The following is a 16,089-nucleotide window of genomic DNA, read 5'->3' as shown; positions in this document are numbered from 1 at the left end:
GCGCTCGCTTGCGCCGCTGACCTTCTGGCCCGCTCGCCGGCACCTCGCCCGGCGGAGCGGCGACGATCGCCGAGCGCGAGGCGAGATCACGCGGGCGTGGTCCGGGGATTCTTCGGTGTCTGCGAGCCTACCGTCGCGCGCAGGAGCTCGCTCAGCGCGGCGAGCTCCCGGCGCCCATCGTGGGCGCCTGGATCCAGCGCAGGCGCGAGCCGGCCATCGCCCACAGGCCCTCCAGCGGGATGCCCGAGGGGACCCCCATGGTCTGCCCGATCAAGGCGACGCGCTGGGTCGCCCCGAGGACCAGGTCGAGCGGCCAGGGGACGGAGAGCGCGGTGACGCGCTCGTAGTCGACGTTCACCTCGATATAGGGGCTCGTATGGCCGGGCTCGAAGGCCTGGACGCTGAGGTGCACCGGGTCGACGCCGTCGACGCGGATGTGGCCGCGGTACGTGTTGCTCGGCGACGAGAAGGGCGTGGGGTCGTACCAGGAGGGCTGCACGATCGTGGCGTCGATCGTCTTGCCGAAGTAGAGCACCTTCGCCTCGCCCATCGCGGTCCCGGCCTCGAGCAGGTAGAACGAGGGCTCCGGGTCGTGCATGTGCCGGTAGCCGAGGTACATGGCGATCGCGCCGAACCGCATCCCGTTGAGCCGCGCCGGGGTGATCAGGTCGACGCGCTCGGGCGTGTAGCCGAGGTGGGCCTTGCCGGCGTACTTGCTGGCGATGAGCTCGATCGACCCGACCAGGTGATCGCCGGCCAGGTACACCTCGCCGAGGGGCGTCGAGATCACGTGGTCGCGCGCGCCCGTGAGCTTCGGCGGCAGGGTGACGCGCACGACGGGGAGGTTGCCCATGAACCTGGACTGCATCGGCGTGACGCTGCCCTTCTTCAGCGTGCGGTGGTGGGTCGCGTGCGCGACGTAGATCGGGAACCCGGACTTCGTCGCGTCGACCCACGCCTCGCCGAAGGCCTCGGGGCCGGCGGGCGGCGGCGGCGGGACGCCCATCTCCGCGTACTCGGGCCGGTAGTCGCGCCACATGGCCTCCACGGCGCTGTCCACCATGGCGTCCGTGATCTGGGTCGTGTCGGGGAACGTCTTGGCCAGGGTGGTCCTGAGCCGCTCGTAGCTCTCCGGAGCGATGATTCCTTGGATCGACATGGGCGATATCCCTTCACGTGGGGTCAGAGGGCATGGACCGGCGCTCACGGAGCGCTCGTGACGACGGGCGGCGGGCACATGTCCGGGCTGGTGGCCGGGCTCTCGCACGCCGTGATGCCGAGCGCGATGCACTGGCCATCACACCAGCCGCAGCCGCCCTGGGAGGCGCACTGGCCGCAGTTCGGCTCCTTGGGGCAGTCCCTCCGAGGCTCGGGGACAGGAGGAGGAGGACACGCGGCCTGGGCGAGCGCGATGGACAAGAAGACGACGTGTCGAATCGACATGGGCAAAGGTTCCTCCCGCGGCCCTGCACCGGGGTGCTGGCCGAGCGAGGTGGATGTAAAGCAATGCCTATGCCAGCGAGGAGGGGCCGCGCGGGGCGGGGAGGGGACGACGCGCGCCGGCGGCACGCCCCGGTCCGCCGGAGCGGAGCCCGCCGCGACGGACTCGGTACGCTCCAGCGGACTCGCGCGCGCTCGTCGTCGACCAGGGACGGCAGCGCGCTACGTGTGACGCTCGAGCGTCCGGAGGTGACGCGCTCGCCCCTCGGCGAGGGCGCGAGCTACTTGTGACGCTCGAGCGTCCGGAGGTAACGCTCGCGCTCCTCGGCGAGGGCGCGCGCGACGCTGGGGCGCTGCTGGAGGCGCGCCTGGTACGCGGGGAGCGCCGGCCAGGACTTCAGGTCGACGGGCGTCACCGAGGACCAGTTGAGCACCGTGAAGAGGTAGGCGTCGGCGACCGAGAAGCGGTCGAGCAGGAACTCCCGCCCTTCGAGCCGCTCGGCGAGCCAGCCGAGGCGCGAGGGGGCTTTGGCGAGCGCGTACGCCTTCACCTCGGCCGGCGCCGCCTTGTCCAGGAGCGGGACGTAGAGCGCCTTGTGGAGCTCGGTCCCGACGAAGGAGAGCCACTGCTGGAGGCGCGACCGGCCGTGCGCATCCCGCGGCGCGAGCTCCGCGGCCGGGAACCTGTCCGCGACGAGCTGGAGGATCGCCGCGTTCTCGGTGAGGACCTCGCCGCCCTCGAGGTCGAGCACGGGTACGAGCCCGAGCGGGTGGACCGCGCGGAAGTCGGCGCCGTCTTCGGTGCGCTTCGTCTTCGGGTCGACCTCGACGTACGAGGCCTCGGCGCCGGCCTCGTACAGCGCGATGCGCGTGGCGAGGGAGCATGCGAGCGGGGAAAAATAGAGCTTCATCGATGGACCTCCTTGGCGCCACGAAGGTGCGCCTCGAGGCGCTCTGCGTCCAACGCATCGTCGTGATAGGATCGATGCATGAAACGCATTGCCTCGCTGCCTGCGCCCCCGGCGCCCACGTCCGCGGCGCCCACGTCCCCGGCGATCGCGCCGCGACCGCAGCTCGAGATCCGCGATCTGGAGCTCGTCCTCGCGCTCTCGGCCGCCGGCACCACGGCGGGGGCCGCGTCGGCGATGCACATCACGCAGTCCGCCGTGAGCCGGGCGCTCACCCTGGCGGAGGATCGGGTCGGCGTGCGCCTGTTCGATCGCACCGCGCGCGGGGTCGCGCCGACCGCCGCGGGAGAGCGGCTCATCGCGGGGGCCGGGCTCGTGCTCGCGCAGCTCCGGGAGCTCGAGCGGGAGGTCGCCGCGCCGGCCCTCGCGCCGGCCCGCGTCCGGCTCGTGTGCGAGTGCTACACGGCGTACCGCTGGCTGCCCTCGGCCATGGCGAGCCTCCGGCGCAGGCTGCCGCGCCTCGAGGTGGAGCTCGCGGTGGACCACACCCTGGATCCCGTGGGCGCGCTCGTCCGGGGCGACATCGACGTCGCGCTGCTCACCACCGCGGCGCTGCCGGGCGCCGCGCGCGGCGCGCTCGTGGAGCGGCCGCTCTTCTCGGACGAGATCGTGTTCGTGATGGCGACGTCGCACCCGCTCGCCGGGCGGGCGGCGATCACGCGCGAGCACCTCGAAGCGAACACGCTGATCACGTCGACCACGCCGCCGGCCGAGGCGCGGTGGTTCATGACGAGCGTCTTCGGGCGGAGGAAGCCGAGGCTCGAGTTCCTGCGCTTCCCGCTCACGGAGGCCGTGATCGACGCGGCGCGCGCCGGCATGGGGATCGCGGTCCTGTCGGAGTGGATGGCCAGCGGGTACCTCGGCGGCGGCGATCTCGCGGTGAAGCGGCTGTCGTCCGGCCCGCTGCGCCGGCCGTGGCGGATCGCTTGCCGGCGCGAGGCGGAGGGCGCGGCGGAGCGGCTGGTCGCCGCGCTGGAGGGCGCGCCGCCGCGGATCACGGCGCGCGCGGGGTGACACGCGGGCGCCCGCCCGGGTGGGCGCGCCACCCCCGGCGGGCGCGCCACCCCGGCGCGCGCGCCGCGGGCCCGGGGGCGCCTACAGCACGAGCTCCGCCCGCAGCGTCGAGTCCTCCAGATCGCGCGTCAGCTTGAACCCGAGCTTCTGCGCCACGCGCTGCATCTCCACGTTCTCGCCAAGGATGTCGGCGCCGATGCGGGAGAGCCCCTCGTCGCGGGCGATCTGCACGAGCATGCCGAGCAGCCTGGACCCGAGCCCCTGCCGCTGGTGCTGGTCGCTGATCAGCAGGGCGAACTCCGAGTCGTTGGTGCCAGGCAGCTTGCTCAGCCGGCCGACGCCGATGATCTCGCGCTCCGCGCCGTCCGCGGGCGGCCTCTCGACGACCAGCGCCATCTCGCGGTCGTAGTCGGCGAAGCAGACGCGGGTCAGCCGCTCGTGCGCGGTGCGCAGGTCGAGCTGCATCGGGTAGAAATACCGGAGCCGCACGGTCCGCTCGGAGAGCCCCTGGTGGAACTTGACCATCAGCGGCTCGTCCTCGGGGCGGATCGGGCGGATCGTGAACGTCTGTCCGCCCTTGCCCTTGAGCTCCGTCACGTACTGGGTCGGATACTCGCGGATCGCCGACCTCGGGAGCGTCGACTCCGGCGTGTCCGGCGGGTGCAGGACGACCCGCGCGTCGAGGGCGATCATCCCCTCTTCGCTCACGGCGAGCGGGTTGATGTCGATCTCGCGGATCCATCGCTGCTCGATCACCATCTGCGAGAACCGCACGAGCAGGTGCTCGAGCGCGGCGAGGTCCACCGGCTTCCGGCCGCGCACGCCCCGGAGGGCGCGGTAGATCTTGGTCTGCTCCATCATGCGCCGGGCCAGCGTCGCGTTGAGCGGCGGCAGGCCGAGCGCGCGGTCCTTGAAGACCTCGACGAGCTGCCCGCCGGCCCCGAACAGGAGCACCGGCCCGAACTGCGGATCCACCGAGCTGCCGAGGATGATCTCGTAAGTGTCCTTCAGCGACACCATCGGCTGGACCGTGACGCCCTGGAAGTGCTCCGCGCCGGCCTTCTGCGCGACGGCCTCCCGGATCTCCTCGAACGCGCGGCGGACGGCGGCGTCGTCGAGCAGGTTGAGCTTCACGCCGCCCACGTCGGTCTTGTGCGTGATCGTCGCGCTGTAGAGCTTGAGGACGGCCGGATACCCCACCTGCTTCGCCGTGGCCGAGGCCTCCTCCGCGCTCCTCGCGATCGCCGTCCGCACGGTCGGGATGCCGTAAGCGGCCATGAGCTGCTTCGACTCGAATTCATCCATCAGCGTCCGGCCGGAGGCGCGGACGCCGGCGACGAGCGCCTTCGCCTTCTCGCGATCGACGTCGCGCGCGTGCTCATCGATGCGCGGCGTCTCGTAGAGCGCGCGCAGGTTGTACGCGTAGCGGACCATGGAGCAGAACGCGCGCGCGGCGAGGTCGGGGTAATCGAACGTCGGGACACCGGCGCGGGCGAGGATCGTCCGGCCCGCCTCCACCTCCGCGCCGCCCATCCAGCTGGCCAGGACCGGCTTGCCGTCGATGTGCGCGTGCTTGCGCAGGGCCTCGGCGGTCTGCGTGGATTCGGTCATGTCCTGCGGGGTGAGGATGACGAGCACGCCGTCGTTGTTCGGGTCCCTGGCGCAGACCTCGAGGGCCCGCGCGTAGCGGTCGGCGCCCGCGTCGCCGAGCACGTCCACCGGGTTGTTGCGGCTCCAGGCGGCCGGCAAGAAGCCGCTCAGCTCGCTCAGGGTCTCCGGCGAGAGCGGCGCCAGCTCGCCGCCGTTCGCCACGAGCGCGTCGGTCGCCAGGACGCCCGGGCCGCCGGCGTTCGTGACGATGCTCAGCCGGTTGCCGCGCGGCCGCGGCTGCTTGGCCAGCGTCTCGGCCATGGAGAAGAGATCCGCGATCTCGCCCACGCGCAGCACGCCCACGCGCCGGAACGCCGCCTCGAGCACCTCGTCCGAGCCCGTGAGCGATCCGGTGTGCGACGCCGCCGCCTTCGCCGCCGCCTCGCTGCGGCCGGGCTTGATCACGATGATCGGTTTGTTCAGCGCCACCTCGCGGGCGGCCGACAGGAACGATCGCGCGTCGCCGATCGACTCCATGTAGATCAGGATGCTGTTCGTCTTGGGGTCGTTGCCGAGGTAGTCGACGAGATCGCCCCAGCCGACGTCGAGCATCGAGCCGACGCTGACGAACGCGCTGAAGCCGACCTGCTCCCGGAGGCTCCAGTCGAGCACCGCCGTGCAGAGCGCGCCGGACTGGCTGATGAACGCCACCTTGCCCGGCCGCGCCTGCCCCTTCGCGAACGTGGCGTTGAGCCCGCCGATCGGGTTCATGACGCCGAGGCAGTTCGGGCCGATGATGCGCATCTTCCCGCGGGCGCGCTCCATGATCTGCTGCTCGAGCTGGACGCCCGGCGGGCCCATCTCCTTGAACCCGGCCGAGATGATGATCGCGCCGCGCACGCCGGCGTCGACGCACTCGCCGAGCAGGCCCGGCACGCTCGAGGCCGGCGTGACGATCACCGCCAGATCCACCTTGGCGGGCACGGCGGCGATGTTCGGGTACGCCTTGATCCCGAGGACGCTCGACCGCTTGGGGTTCACCGGGAAGACCGTCCCGCCGAACGGGTTGCTGATCAGGTTCCAGAGGAGCGTGCGGCCGACGGCGCCGCTGTTCTCGGTCGCGCCGATCACGGCGACGTTCCGGGGCTTGAAGATCGGATCGAGGCTCTGGAACTCCTGGTGAAGCACGTCGTGGGCACGATCCGTCTTGGGCAAGGGATTCACCGTCACGCTCCTTGAAGGGTGGCTCAGCGGGGCACTTCCAGGTCCATCGCCGCGAAGCGAGGGTGGCTGTCTTGCCACGCTGGCGCGCCGGGCGCATGGGGCGACTCGGGATCGTCGCCGCCCGGCCCGCGCAGGCGCTCCGAGAGGAGATTGGCGAGCTCTTCTGTCGACAGCTTTCCCGCCCGCTCCTTGCCGCTCAGGACCTGGGCCACGAGCGAGCGCTTCTGCGCGTGCAGCGACAGCATCTGCTCCTCGATCGTGCCGAGCGCCACGAGGCGATAGATGGTGACCGGCCGGTCCTGCCCCAGGCGGTGCGCGCGGTCCGAGGCCTGGTCCTCGACGGCCGGGTTCCACCACGGGTCGAGGAGGATGACGTTGGTCGCGGCGGTGAGGTTGAGGCCGAAGCCCCCCGCCTTGAGCGAGATGAGGAAGAGCGGCGCCGCGCCCTCCTGGAACGCGCGCACCCGCTCCTCCCGCGCCTTCCGGGGCGTCTTCCCGTCGAGGTAGACGTAGCCTACGCCGCGCGCCTCGAGCGCGGCGCGCACGAGCGCGAGGTGCGCGGTGAACTGGCTGAACACGAGGGCGCGCTGCCCCTCGGCGCAGAGCTCGTCGACGAGCTCCATCAGGCGGGCGAGCTTGGACGAGGCGAGCTCCGAGCGCGCGTCGTAGAGCCGCGGGTGCGACGCGAGCAGCCGCAGGCGGGTGAGCGCCGCGAGCACCTCGACGCGCCGCTCCTGCTCGCGCAGGACCGACTTGCGCGTCTCGAGGTCGGAGAGCGCGGCGAGGCGCGCGTCCTCGTAGAGCTGCCACTCGGCGCTCGAGAGCACGACCGGCACGCGCACCTCGGTGCGCGCCGGCAGCTCGGCCTCGACCTGCGCCTTGGTCCGCCGCAGCAGGAAGGGGGCGAGCACCCGCGCGAGCGCGGGCGCCGCCGCGGGGTCCGCGTCCCGCTCGATCGGCGCGGCGTAGCGGCCGCGGAACGACTCCCAGCTGCCCAGGAGGCCGGGGAAGACGACGGCGAAGAGGCTCCAGAGCTCGCCGAGGTGGTTCTCGAGCGGCGTGCCCGAGAGCGCAAATTTGAAGTCCGCCTGTAGCGATCTCGCGGCCCGGACGCGCTGGGTGGTCGCGTTCTTGAGGCTCTGGGCCTCGTCGAAGACGACGGTGGCGAAGCGCTGGGCGGCGAGGAGCTCGGCGTCGCGCACGAGCAGGCCGTAGCTGAGCACCAGCACGTCGCCCGGGCCGAGCGCCGCGAGCGCCTCGCCGCGGTCGGGCGCGTCCGCGTAGATCGCGAGGCGCAGGGACGGCGCGAAGGTCTGCGCCTCGTCCCGCCAGTTGAAGGCGACCGACGTGGGGGCGACGACGAGCGCCGGCCCGAGCGCGCTCCGGTCGAGCAGCAGGGCGAGGGCCTGCACGGTCTTGCCGAGGCCCATGTCGTCGGCGAGCACGCCGCCCGCGCCGGCGCGCGCGAGCCGCACGAGCCAGCGGAAGCCGTCGCGCTGGTAAGGGCGGAGGTCGGCCGCGAGCGCGGCGGGGACGGCGGGCGAGAGCGCGCTCGCCGCCGCGACGCGCTCCAGGAGCTGCCGGAAGGCGGCGTCGGCCTCGAGCGCGGCGCCGTCCGCCTCGAGGGCCCGCAGCGCCTCGGCGGCCGACGGGCCCACCTCGACCCCGTGGCGCGAGGCGTGGGCGTGATCGGAAAGGCGCTCGAGGTGGCGGCGCAGGGCCTCGTCCAGCTCGACGTAGGTGTGCGCCTCGACCTCGACGTAGCGCTCCTTGCGTCGCGCCGCGTCGAGCAGCCGGGCCAGCTCCACCCGCTCGCCCTGGACGCTCAATCCGCCGAGCGCGCCGAACCACGCGCGCCGCCGCTCGAGCACCACCTTGAGCGCCTGGGGGCCGCCGCTCGGCAGCGCGCGCACCGGCTTGCCCACCCACTCGAGCTCCGGGGGAGGCTCGCGCCGCGCGCAGGCCGCGAGCAGGTCGAGCGCCCCGTGCGCGCTCGGGAAGCGGTACTGGAACGGCTGCTGCTCCAGCGCCTCGGCCCCGCCGAGCGGGAGCTCGGCGGCGAGCGCCCGCGCGGCGTCCTCCTCGCGGCGGAGATCGCGCACCGCGTGCACGGCCCTGTCCCCGCGCCGCAGGTGGACGTCGCGCGCGCCCCGGCCGGGCACGAGCGCCGGGCCGTCGGCCAGCGCGCGCACGCGGAGCTCGACCTCGACGGCGCCGTTCGCGTGGGCGACGAGCCGCAGCACCGGCAGCACCTCGGCGGGGACCGACTCGCCCATCACGCTGCGGGGCATGGCGACCGGCACGCGCTGGGCCCACTTCGCGAGCGCGGTGAGCAGGGCGCCGTGGCTCTCGGGCGGGAACAGGTTGCCCTCGCGGACGAGCACGCCGACGAGCGCCCGGAGCTCGGCCTTGACGTCGAGCAGCGTGAGCCGCCGCGCGCCCTTGTCCCAGTCCCAGAGGAAGACGACGTCGTCGGGCCCGGCCTTGCGCACGCGCTCGAGCAGGGCAGGGGGCAGCGCGGTGCCCTCGACGCCCGCGCTCACCCGCACCGCGCCGCTCCGCTCCTCCGCGACGAGGCCGACCGGCGCGCGCTCGACGCGCACCGGGCAGTCGGGCGCGTCGGCGACGACGAGCCGCGGGTGGCCGACGAGGGCCTCGAGCAGCGCCCGCGACGCGAGCCCGTCGCCGTCGGGCAGGAGGGCCGCGGCGCGGGCGTCCTCGGGGGAGAGCCGCGCGCCGTGCTCGTGGAGGAGGCGTCGCCGGGTGATCCGGGTGCCCGCGCCGCGCTGGCCCTTCTTGCCGAGCCGGTGGACGTAGGGCGCGACCTCGACGCCGGCGTCGTCGGCGACGTCGAGCCGCCAGACGAGCTCGACGCCGGCGCGCGCGGCGGGGCTCTCCTCGAGGGCCCGATCGAGCGCGAGCAGGGTGCGCTCCCAGGCGGGCCGCCCGAGCTCCTCGAGCGCCCGGAAGAAGGCGTCGCCCGCGGGCTGGCGCAGCCAGAGCAGCGCCGCGTCGATGGCCGCGAGCACGTGCACGCAGTCGCTCCCGCAGGCGGTGCACTCGGCGCGGAGCGCCCCCTCGGCGACGACCAGCCGGGCCGCGGGCCGGATGAAGCCGAACGCCGCGGGCGGGCGCGCCTCGAAGGGCAGCGGGTCCTCGAAGCGGAAGCCGGGCAGCGCCGCGTCGACGTGCAGCGCGCCGGCGCGCAGGGAGCGCGCGGGGCGCGGGGCGACCGAGGCGGGCAGGCGCGCGCGCAGGGCGCACAGCCGCGCGTGGAGGGGGAGGGCGCGCGGCTCCTCGGGCGGATCGAGCAGCGCGGGGGCCGCGGCGCGCGCCTCCGCGGCGCCGTCGCGCTCGTCCTCCAGGAAGCGCCACACGAGGGGCGGCAGCACGTCCCGGAGGCGCGAGGGCGGAAGCCACTCGACCGAGCGCGGGAGCTCCTCGGCGCTCGCGAGCTCGATGAGGCGCCGCCGCGCGCCGAGCGCGTGCAGCTCGGGCCAGAGGGCGGGATCGACGTGCCCCGCGACCGCCTCGAGGTTCAGCCGGGAGAGGTGCGCGACGCCGTGCTGGGACAGCCAGGCGAGCAGATCGGACCGCGTCGCGAAGGGGGGCTCCGGGAGGACGGGGGGGGCTGCCTGGACGTCGCTCGCCATGTCGGGCCGCGCAACGTCGTTGGGGGCCGGGCGCGACTCAAGAGGGATCTCGCGTCGGCCCGGAGCGCCGCTTGCGCCCTCGGCCGCGGCGAGCGCCGCGAGATCGCGCAAGGCCCCCTCGATGATCGTAGACTCGCCGATCATGATCCCGATCCACGAACCCGATTCGCGGCTGTCCAGATCGCCGCTCACCCTTGCCTGCGTCGCGCTCGGCGCCTGCGTCGCGCTCGGCGGCTGCGGCGCGTTGCTCGGCATCCACGACGTGGAGCGCGACACCGCGAGCGGCGGCGCGGGCGGCGCGGGCGCAGCGTCGGGCAGCGGGGGCGACACGTGTGAGCCAGGCCAGGAGATCGCCTGTTATGGCGGCGAGCCGGGGACGGAGGGCGTCGGGCTGTGCAAGGCCGGCACGCGCGCCTGCGGCGACGAAGCGGCGGCCTGCAAGGGGCAGGTGCTGCCGGCGGACGAGGACTGCGCAGCCCCGGGCGACGAGGACTGCGACGGGAGCGCCTGCGGCGAGGTCGTCTGGGCGCAGGCCTTCGGCGATCCGGCGGCCCAGGAGGTCGGGGACATCGCCGCCGATGCCGACGGGAACGTGTACCTCCTCGGCCAGTACGCAGGCACGATGACGTTCGGCCAGACGGCCCTCGCGTCGTCGCCGGACATCCCCGGCTTCAGCCGCCCGGCGTACCTGGCGCGGCTGTCGTCCGAGGGCGCCCCGCTCTGGGCAAAGCGCTACGGGATCACGTTCAACGTCGGAATCGACGTCGCGCCCTCCGGCGAGCTCGGCGTGGCCCTGTTCGCGCCGGACGGGGATCAGACCGTGATCGAAGGGAAGCTGGCGAGCGGCCTCGTGGCCTTCGCGCTGATGCCGGATGGAACGCCGAAATGGGTGTCCCCGTGCGGGGGTTATGCCGGCTACGAGACGAGCGAGCACGGCGACGTCTCGTTCGCGCCGGACGGCAGCCTGCTCGTGTTCGACGTGGTGGGAGGGGGGTGCCTGACCGTGGACGACGCGTCCGGCACGCACCTCGGCGCCTTCGACGCCGCGGGCCAGCTCGCCTGGCGCTTCGCCGTGGGGAACAGCATCTACGAGCGCGTGGGCGGCGTCGCGGCGGGGTTCGGCTACCGCGAAGCGTTCGTGATGTACGGCAGGACGGAGACGGCGCTGGGCGCGCTGGTGCTGGCGAGGCACTCCTCGAGCTGGGCGGTGGCCGCAGAGTTCGGCGATTACCCTTATTTCCCCGTCGCGCCCGACGGGTTCGGCGGCGCCGTGGCCGCCGGCACCTTCTCGGGCTCGCTCACGATCCAGGGGGAGACGAGGGCCGCCTTCACGGAGCGCGACGTGTTCGTGGCCCGCTTCTCGGAGAGGGGCCAGCTCAAGTGGTTCACCCACTTCCCGAACGCGGACGTGTCGAGCGTCGCCGTCGCGGGCGACATGGTGTTCCTGGCCGGGACGTTCGCCGGCACGACGAAGATCGGGGACACCGAGATAACGAGCAAGGGAATGCGGGACATCTGGCTCGCCCGGCTGGGGCTCGGGTCCGACCCCTCCGGGCCGTCCGGCGGTACGCCGCTGTGGGCGCGCAGTTATGGCGGCCCCGACGACGAGAGAAAGGCGGTGGTCGCGGCGACCACGAAGGCCGTGTTCCTCGCCGCGGAGTTCAGGGGCGAGGCCGATTTCGGAGGCAAGGTGCTCACCTCGAGCGGCGAGTCGGACGTCGCCGTGCTCCGCATCGATCCGTAGGCGCGCTGGAGGCGAGGCGGCCGTAGGCGCGCTGGAGGCGAGGCGGCCGCTCCCGTGGAGACGAGCCGCCGCGCGCGGCGCGTTCAGCCGTCCGCTCACCGGCTCGCCTTGGCGGCGCCGCGCCGGTCGCGCAGCAGCGGGGCCATGCGCTCGCGCACCAGGTCGAGGAACACCTTGACCTTCGGCGAGAGGTGCCGTGTTCCCGGATAGACCACGTAGAGCGCCGCGTCGACCGGGCTCCACTCCTCGAGCACCCGCGCGAGCCGGCCCTCGCCGAGGTCCCGCTCGCACCGCAGGGCGGGCAGCATCGCGAGGCCCAGCCCCGCGAGCGCGAGGTGGTGCAGGGCGTCGAGGCTGTTCGCGATGGCGCGCGGCGTGACGTGCACCTCCGCGCGCCGCGGGCCGCGGTGCAGCACCCACCGCGCGCCGGGCGGCTCCCCCGGGCGCGCCCCGTGGAAGACGAGCGCGTCGTGGTCCGCGAGATCCGCCGGCGCGCGCGGGGCGCCGCGCCGCGCGAGGTACGCGGGCGCGGCCACGAGGTAGCGCGGGAGGACCCCGACGCGGCGCGCGACGAGCGACGTGTCGCTGGGCACCCCGAACCGCAGCGCGGCGTCGAACCCCTCGGCGACGAGGTCGACCATGCGGTCGGTGCAGACCAGCTCCACGCTCACCTCCGGGTGGACGCGCAGGTAGTCGGCGAGCGCGCCGCCGAGGAACCCGAAGTTCGGCGGCGCGCTGATCCGGAGGCGCCCCCGCGGCCCCGCCTGGCTCTGCGCCGCGATCCGATCGGCGTCCTCGAGCTCGGCCACGACGCGCGCGCAGCGCTCGAAATAGACCGCGCCGACGTCCGTGAGGCTGAGCTTGCGCGTCGTCCGCCGGAGCAGCTGCGCGCCGAGCCTGGCCTCGAGCTCGGCCACCTTCCGGCTCACCGTGGACTTCGGCATCCCGAGCTCGCGCGCGGCCCGCGTGAAGCTCCCCGCCTGGACGACCCTGGTGAAGACGGCGGCTTCGTTGAGATCGGGCAGCACGGGATTGTCCCACCCATGGAACTATTCTTTCCACCGGTCAAGGCTAATCAAGCGGGCGGCGCCGCCGTAGGTTCGCTCCAACAAGGGTGCTCGATCCGCCGCGCTCGCGACCGGCAGGCGCCGCGAGGCGCGGGGCCTCGCGCCGGGCGCGAGGGCTCACGGCGCGGGCCGCGCCGGCGGATCCACCTGGAAGGAGACGCTCATGTACTTGGTCACGGGTGCTACGGGGAACGTCGGGAAGGAAGTCGTCGAGGAGCTCCTCGCCGCTGGGGAGAAGGTGCGTGTCTTCACGCGCGACGAACGCAAGGTGGCCCGCTGGGGAGCCCGGGTCGAGAAGGCCGTGGGCGACTTCGCGCGACCGGACACGGTCGCGGCGGCGCTCGCGGGCGTGACCGCGGCGTTCCTGCTGCCGTCGGCCGATGCCGAGGGCCACGAGCACGTCCGGGGCTTCCTCGCAGCGGCGCAGGAGCGCGGCGCGCCGCGCGTCGTCCTCCTGTCGAGCTTCAGCGCCGGTTCACCCACGAACCTGCTCGCGCGCCGGCACGCCGAGCGGGAGCAGCTCGTCAGGGCCTCCGGGCTCCGGTGGACGTTCGTCCGGCCCGGCACGTTCATGTCGAACACCTTCCAGTGGGCCCGGTCCATCAAGGCCGAGCGGGTGGTCTACAACCCGCATGGGGACGGCAAGACCGCGCCGATCGCCCCGCGCGACATCGGCGCGGTCGCCGCGAGGGCGATGGTGGCGCAAGACCTCCTCGGCGAGGCGCTGGAGCTGACCGGCCCCGAGCTCCTCAGCACGCCGGAGCAGGTGGAGATCCTCGCGCGTGTCCTCGGCACGCCGCTCAGGCGCGTGGACGTCTCGGTCGACGCCGCCAAGCGGCGGATGATCGAGGCCGGGACACCCGCGTCGCTCGCGGAGGCCGTGGGGGAGCTCATCGAGCGCATCCGCGCGGGGAACGCCGCGGTGCAGACCGACACGGTCGAGCGCGTGACGGGGCGGAAGCCGCGGACGTTCGAGGCGTGGGCGCGCGAGCACGCGCCGGTGTGGACCGGGGGCTGACCTACCCGCGCTGGTGGGCGTTCTTGTAGAGCCGCAGGCTATTGCGGATCGCCATCGTCACCGTCATGGGGCCGACGCGGGGCACGAACACCTTGGCCTTGCTCTGGATATCGTCGCTGAAGTTCTTGAAGGTGGAGAAATTGATACACAGGCTGCCCTCGCGGATCTCGGCGGCCTGCACGTGGGGAAAGCTCCGCGAGGGCACGCCGGTCACGATGATGTCCGCCTGCCGCAGCGCGCTCGCCCGGTCCACCGTCGTCTCGTGCACGTCGTGGGAGTCGCCGGAGGCGCTGGGGACGAAGAGCAGCGGACCGTCGATGTCGAACGACGTCACGTGGGCGCCGTCGTGCGCCATCATGCTCGCGAGCGGCCTCCCGACCACCTCGCTGCGGTTGAAGATACACACGCTCCGGCCCTCGAGCGGCCGCTCTCCTCCGCCGAAGAAGCCGGCTGCCTCGACCAGCTTGAGGATGGCGAGCGGCGTGCAGGGCAGGATCGACTTCTTGGTCTTGACCTCGTCGAGGAAGCGCTTGTTCCCGTACAGGCAACGTGCCCAGAACGTGTGTAACCCCTCGATGTCCTTGGACGGATCGACGGTGTCCCTCAGGTACACGTCCTGCTCTGTGCCGAAGATCGGATAGTACACCATGATCCCGTGTACGCCCCGGTCCTCGTTCGCCGAGCGGATGGCGGCCTCGGCGCTGAGGCGCGTGGCGTGGCGGATCTCGAAGCGCACGCCCACGTCCTCGCACGCCTTCCGCGTGTACTCCGCGTAGGTGTACGAAGGGCCGTGATCCGCCGCGAGCACGCCGACCAGGAACAGCGGCTCCGGCAGCGCGGCGAGCTCCGCCCGGATCTCGCGGCGGAACGTCTCCGCCACCGCGGCCGGATCCAGGACGCTGGCGGTGCGGGCGTCCGGGCTCGGCCCCTTGTCGTGCGGGTCCATTTCGCGCGGAGACGAGCACGCGCGAGCATCGCTGTCAAGGCTCCGGCGGGCTCAACGTGGTGCCGCGGTCCGCGGCACGTGATGCCGCGGTCCGCCGCAGGCGACGCGCGACTCGGGTGCTGGAGGCGCGGAGTCCGCCCGAGCGCGGCGCGCGCCGGCGCCCGTCGCCGGGCGGCCGTCTCGCCGGGCCGGCGGCCTACGCGCGAGGCGGGCGCCGCCGCTCCGCGCTGCCGGCCGCGCCCGCGTCGACGGGCTCGGCCGCGCGGCCGTCCGCCGGCTCCCCCGGACCCCTGGTCCCGGGCACGTTGAGCACCATGCCGCCCTTGCCGCGGAGCTCGTCGACGAAGTCCTCGCCGAACACCTCCTCGGGCGTGTCGCCGTCGAGACCGCCCATGCCGGAGAGGCCCTCGAGGTCCGTGAGCTTTCCGTCCGGCAGCCGGGGCGAGGGGTGCGCCCGCAGGACGTCGTCGCGCGTCACCGTGAGCGCCACCACGTCCTCGCGCATCACGTCGATCCAGGACGCGGGGAAGTAGGCCTCGGCCCCGGCGGGGCCGCGCACGTGGAGGCGCGAGATGTCGTTGCCGGGATCGTTCGCGCCGATGCCCATGAGCTGCACCTCCGCCTCGTCGACGGTCATCACCCGCGTCTCGGGGCCGAGCTCGACCGTATCGTCGGTGACGCCCAGCGCGTCCTCCAGCTCCTGCCGCCGCTCGGGCGGCTGCGGGACGAGCGAGGTGTCGACGCGCCCCGCTGGCTGCGCGGTCGTCCGTCCCTCGTAGTACCGAGGCAACGCGATGAGCTCGTCTCGCCCGGATCGCAGGCGGAGCCGCCCCTCCGCGGTGCCTTGCACGAGGTCCATCGAGACGAGCAGCTCCTCGCTCGCGAGCGGGGAGCGGAGCACCACGTGGGTGAGGACGCCTCGCTCCCGGTCGACGAGGACCCGGTCGAGCACGCCCGCATCGAGGCCGCCGTCCGCGACCACCGGCATGTCGAAGTCGATCTGCATGATTCCTCCTCAGACTAAGAGCCTCGCGCTCGAGCGAGAGCCTGAGACGGGCGGAGGCCGATGTCCAGTGGAGGATCACCCTCGAAGTCGAGGGCCGGGGTGCAGTCGCCAGTCGCGCGCCGAGCGGCGCGCCGCGTGGTCGGGAGATGCCTGATCAGGCGACCTCAGCGCGCAGCTCGCGGCGCGACGGCGCGGGGGCGCTTGGAAACCCATCCTCACTCGCTCGCGCTCTCGAGGGGCGGGCCGCTCGCTGCGTCCGTCGGACAGGGGCTAGTCGATGCAATCGTTGAGCCCCTTGAGCTCCTTATCGCATTTCGCAGGGCCCTTGTCCTTCTCGTACTCTCCCGCGCAGCCGAGGGCCCCGGCGGGGCCGCAGGCACACTGGCTCTCGTCCACGGCATCGCATGGAGTGCGGCGCA

At 73.5% G+C, this 16,089-nt stretch carries 11 protein-coding genes; 3 read left to right on the top strand and 8 right to left on the bottom strand.

Going from position 1 to position 16,089, the window contains the following annotated elements:
• Window positions 1-151 precede the first annotated feature (151 nt).
• From WMF43_RS24350 to WMF43_RS24340, 3 genes are all read right to left on the bottom strand, one after another.
• The gene (locus WMF43_RS24350; RefSeq protein ID WP_437683550.1) at window positions 152-1,159 is read right to left on the bottom strand and encodes a hypothetical protein; all 1,008 of its coding nucleotides are present in this window, start codon (window positions 1,157-1,159) and stop codon (window positions 152-154) included.
• Between the two features lie 44 nt (window positions 1,160-1,203).
• Window positions 1,204-1,443, bottom strand: a complete 240-nt coding sequence (locus WMF43_RS24345; RefSeq protein ID WP_159397258.1) for a hypothetical protein — start codon at window positions 1,441-1,443, stop codon at window positions 1,204-1,206.
• 278 nt (window positions 1,444-1,721) lie between these two features.
• On the bottom strand, window positions 1,722-2,351 hold the full coding sequence (locus WMF43_RS24340; protein ID WP_437683548.1) for a glutathione binding-like protein: 630 nt from the start codon (window positions 2,349-2,351) through the stop codon (window positions 1,722-1,724).
• A gap of 78 nt (window positions 2,352-2,429) precedes the next feature.
• Here WMF43_RS24340 and WMF43_RS24335 point away from each other — a divergent pair, with 78 nt between their 5' ends.
• Window positions 2,430-3,422 (top strand): LysR family transcriptional regulator, encoded by a 993-nt coding sequence (locus tag WMF43_RS24335; RefSeq protein ID WP_437683546.1) that lies wholly within the window; start codon window positions 2,430-2,432, stop codon window positions 3,420-3,422.
• Between the two features lie 81 nt (window positions 3,423-3,503).
• Here the strand turns inward: WMF43_RS24335 and WMF43_RS24330 are convergent, their stop codons facing one another.
• Window positions 3,504-6,236 carry a bifunctional acetate--CoA ligase family protein/GNAT family N-acetyltransferase gene (locus WMF43_RS24330; protein ID WP_437683545.1) on the bottom strand — a complete coding sequence of 911 codons (2,733 nt, stop codon included), beginning with the start codon at window positions 6,234-6,236 and terminating at the stop codon, window positions 3,504-3,506.
• A gap of 23 nt (window positions 6,237-6,259) precedes the next feature.
• Window positions 6,260-9,889, bottom strand: coding sequence for an SNF2-related protein (locus WMF43_RS24325; protein ID WP_437684069.1), 3,630 nt, complete (start codon window positions 9,887-9,889; stop codon window positions 6,260-6,262).
• Between the two features lie 121 nt (window positions 9,890-10,010).
• Here WMF43_RS24325 and WMF43_RS24320 point away from each other — a divergent pair, with 121 nt between their 5' ends.
• Window positions 10,011-11,633 (top strand): hypothetical protein, encoded by a 1,623-nt coding sequence (locus WMF43_RS24320; RefSeq protein ID WP_437683544.1) that lies wholly within the window; start codon window positions 10,011-10,013, stop codon window positions 11,631-11,633.
• A gap of 95 nt (window positions 11,634-11,728) precedes the next feature.
• Here WMF43_RS24320 and WMF43_RS24315 read toward each other — a convergent pair whose 3' ends face one another.
• Entirely contained in the window at window positions 11,729-12,661 is a 933-nt protein-coding gene (locus tag WMF43_RS24315) for a LysR family transcriptional regulator (RefSeq protein WP_437683543.1), read from the bottom strand.
• A 202-nt stretch (window positions 12,662-12,863) separates the two neighbouring features.
• Between WMF43_RS24315 and WMF43_RS24310 the strand changes: the two genes are divergently transcribed.
• The gene (locus tag WMF43_RS24310; RefSeq protein ID WP_437683541.1) at window positions 12,864-13,718 is read left to right on the top strand and encodes an NAD(P)H-binding protein; all 855 of its coding nucleotides are present in this window, start codon (window positions 12,864-12,866) and stop codon (window positions 13,716-13,718) included.
• Window position 13,719: 1 nt separating this feature from the next.
• Here WMF43_RS24310 and WMF43_RS24305 read toward each other — a convergent pair whose 3' ends face one another.
• Window positions 13,720-14,664 carry a bifunctional methylenetetrahydrofolate dehydrogenase/methenyltetrahydrofolate cyclohydrolase gene (locus tag WMF43_RS24305; protein ID WP_437683539.1) on the bottom strand — a complete coding sequence of 315 codons (945 nt, stop codon included), beginning with the start codon at window positions 14,662-14,664 and terminating at the stop codon, window positions 13,720-13,722.
• A gap of 196 nt (window positions 14,665-14,860) precedes the next feature.
• Complete coding sequence (locus tag WMF43_RS24300; RefSeq protein ID WP_437683537.1) at window positions 14,861-15,670, bottom strand: hypothetical protein; 810 nt, start codon at window positions 15,668-15,670, stop codon at window positions 14,861-14,863.
• Window positions 15,671-16,089 lie beyond the last annotated feature (419 nt).

It is taken from the genome of Sorangium sp. So ce131, from assembly GCF_051519095.1.
In the GTDB taxonomy this organism is placed as follows: Bacteria; Myxococcota_A; Polyangia; order Polyangiales; family Polyangiaceae; genus Sorangium.
Note: the sequence above shows the minus strand (reverse complement) of the source record. Positions and strands in the feature narration are given on the sequence as shown.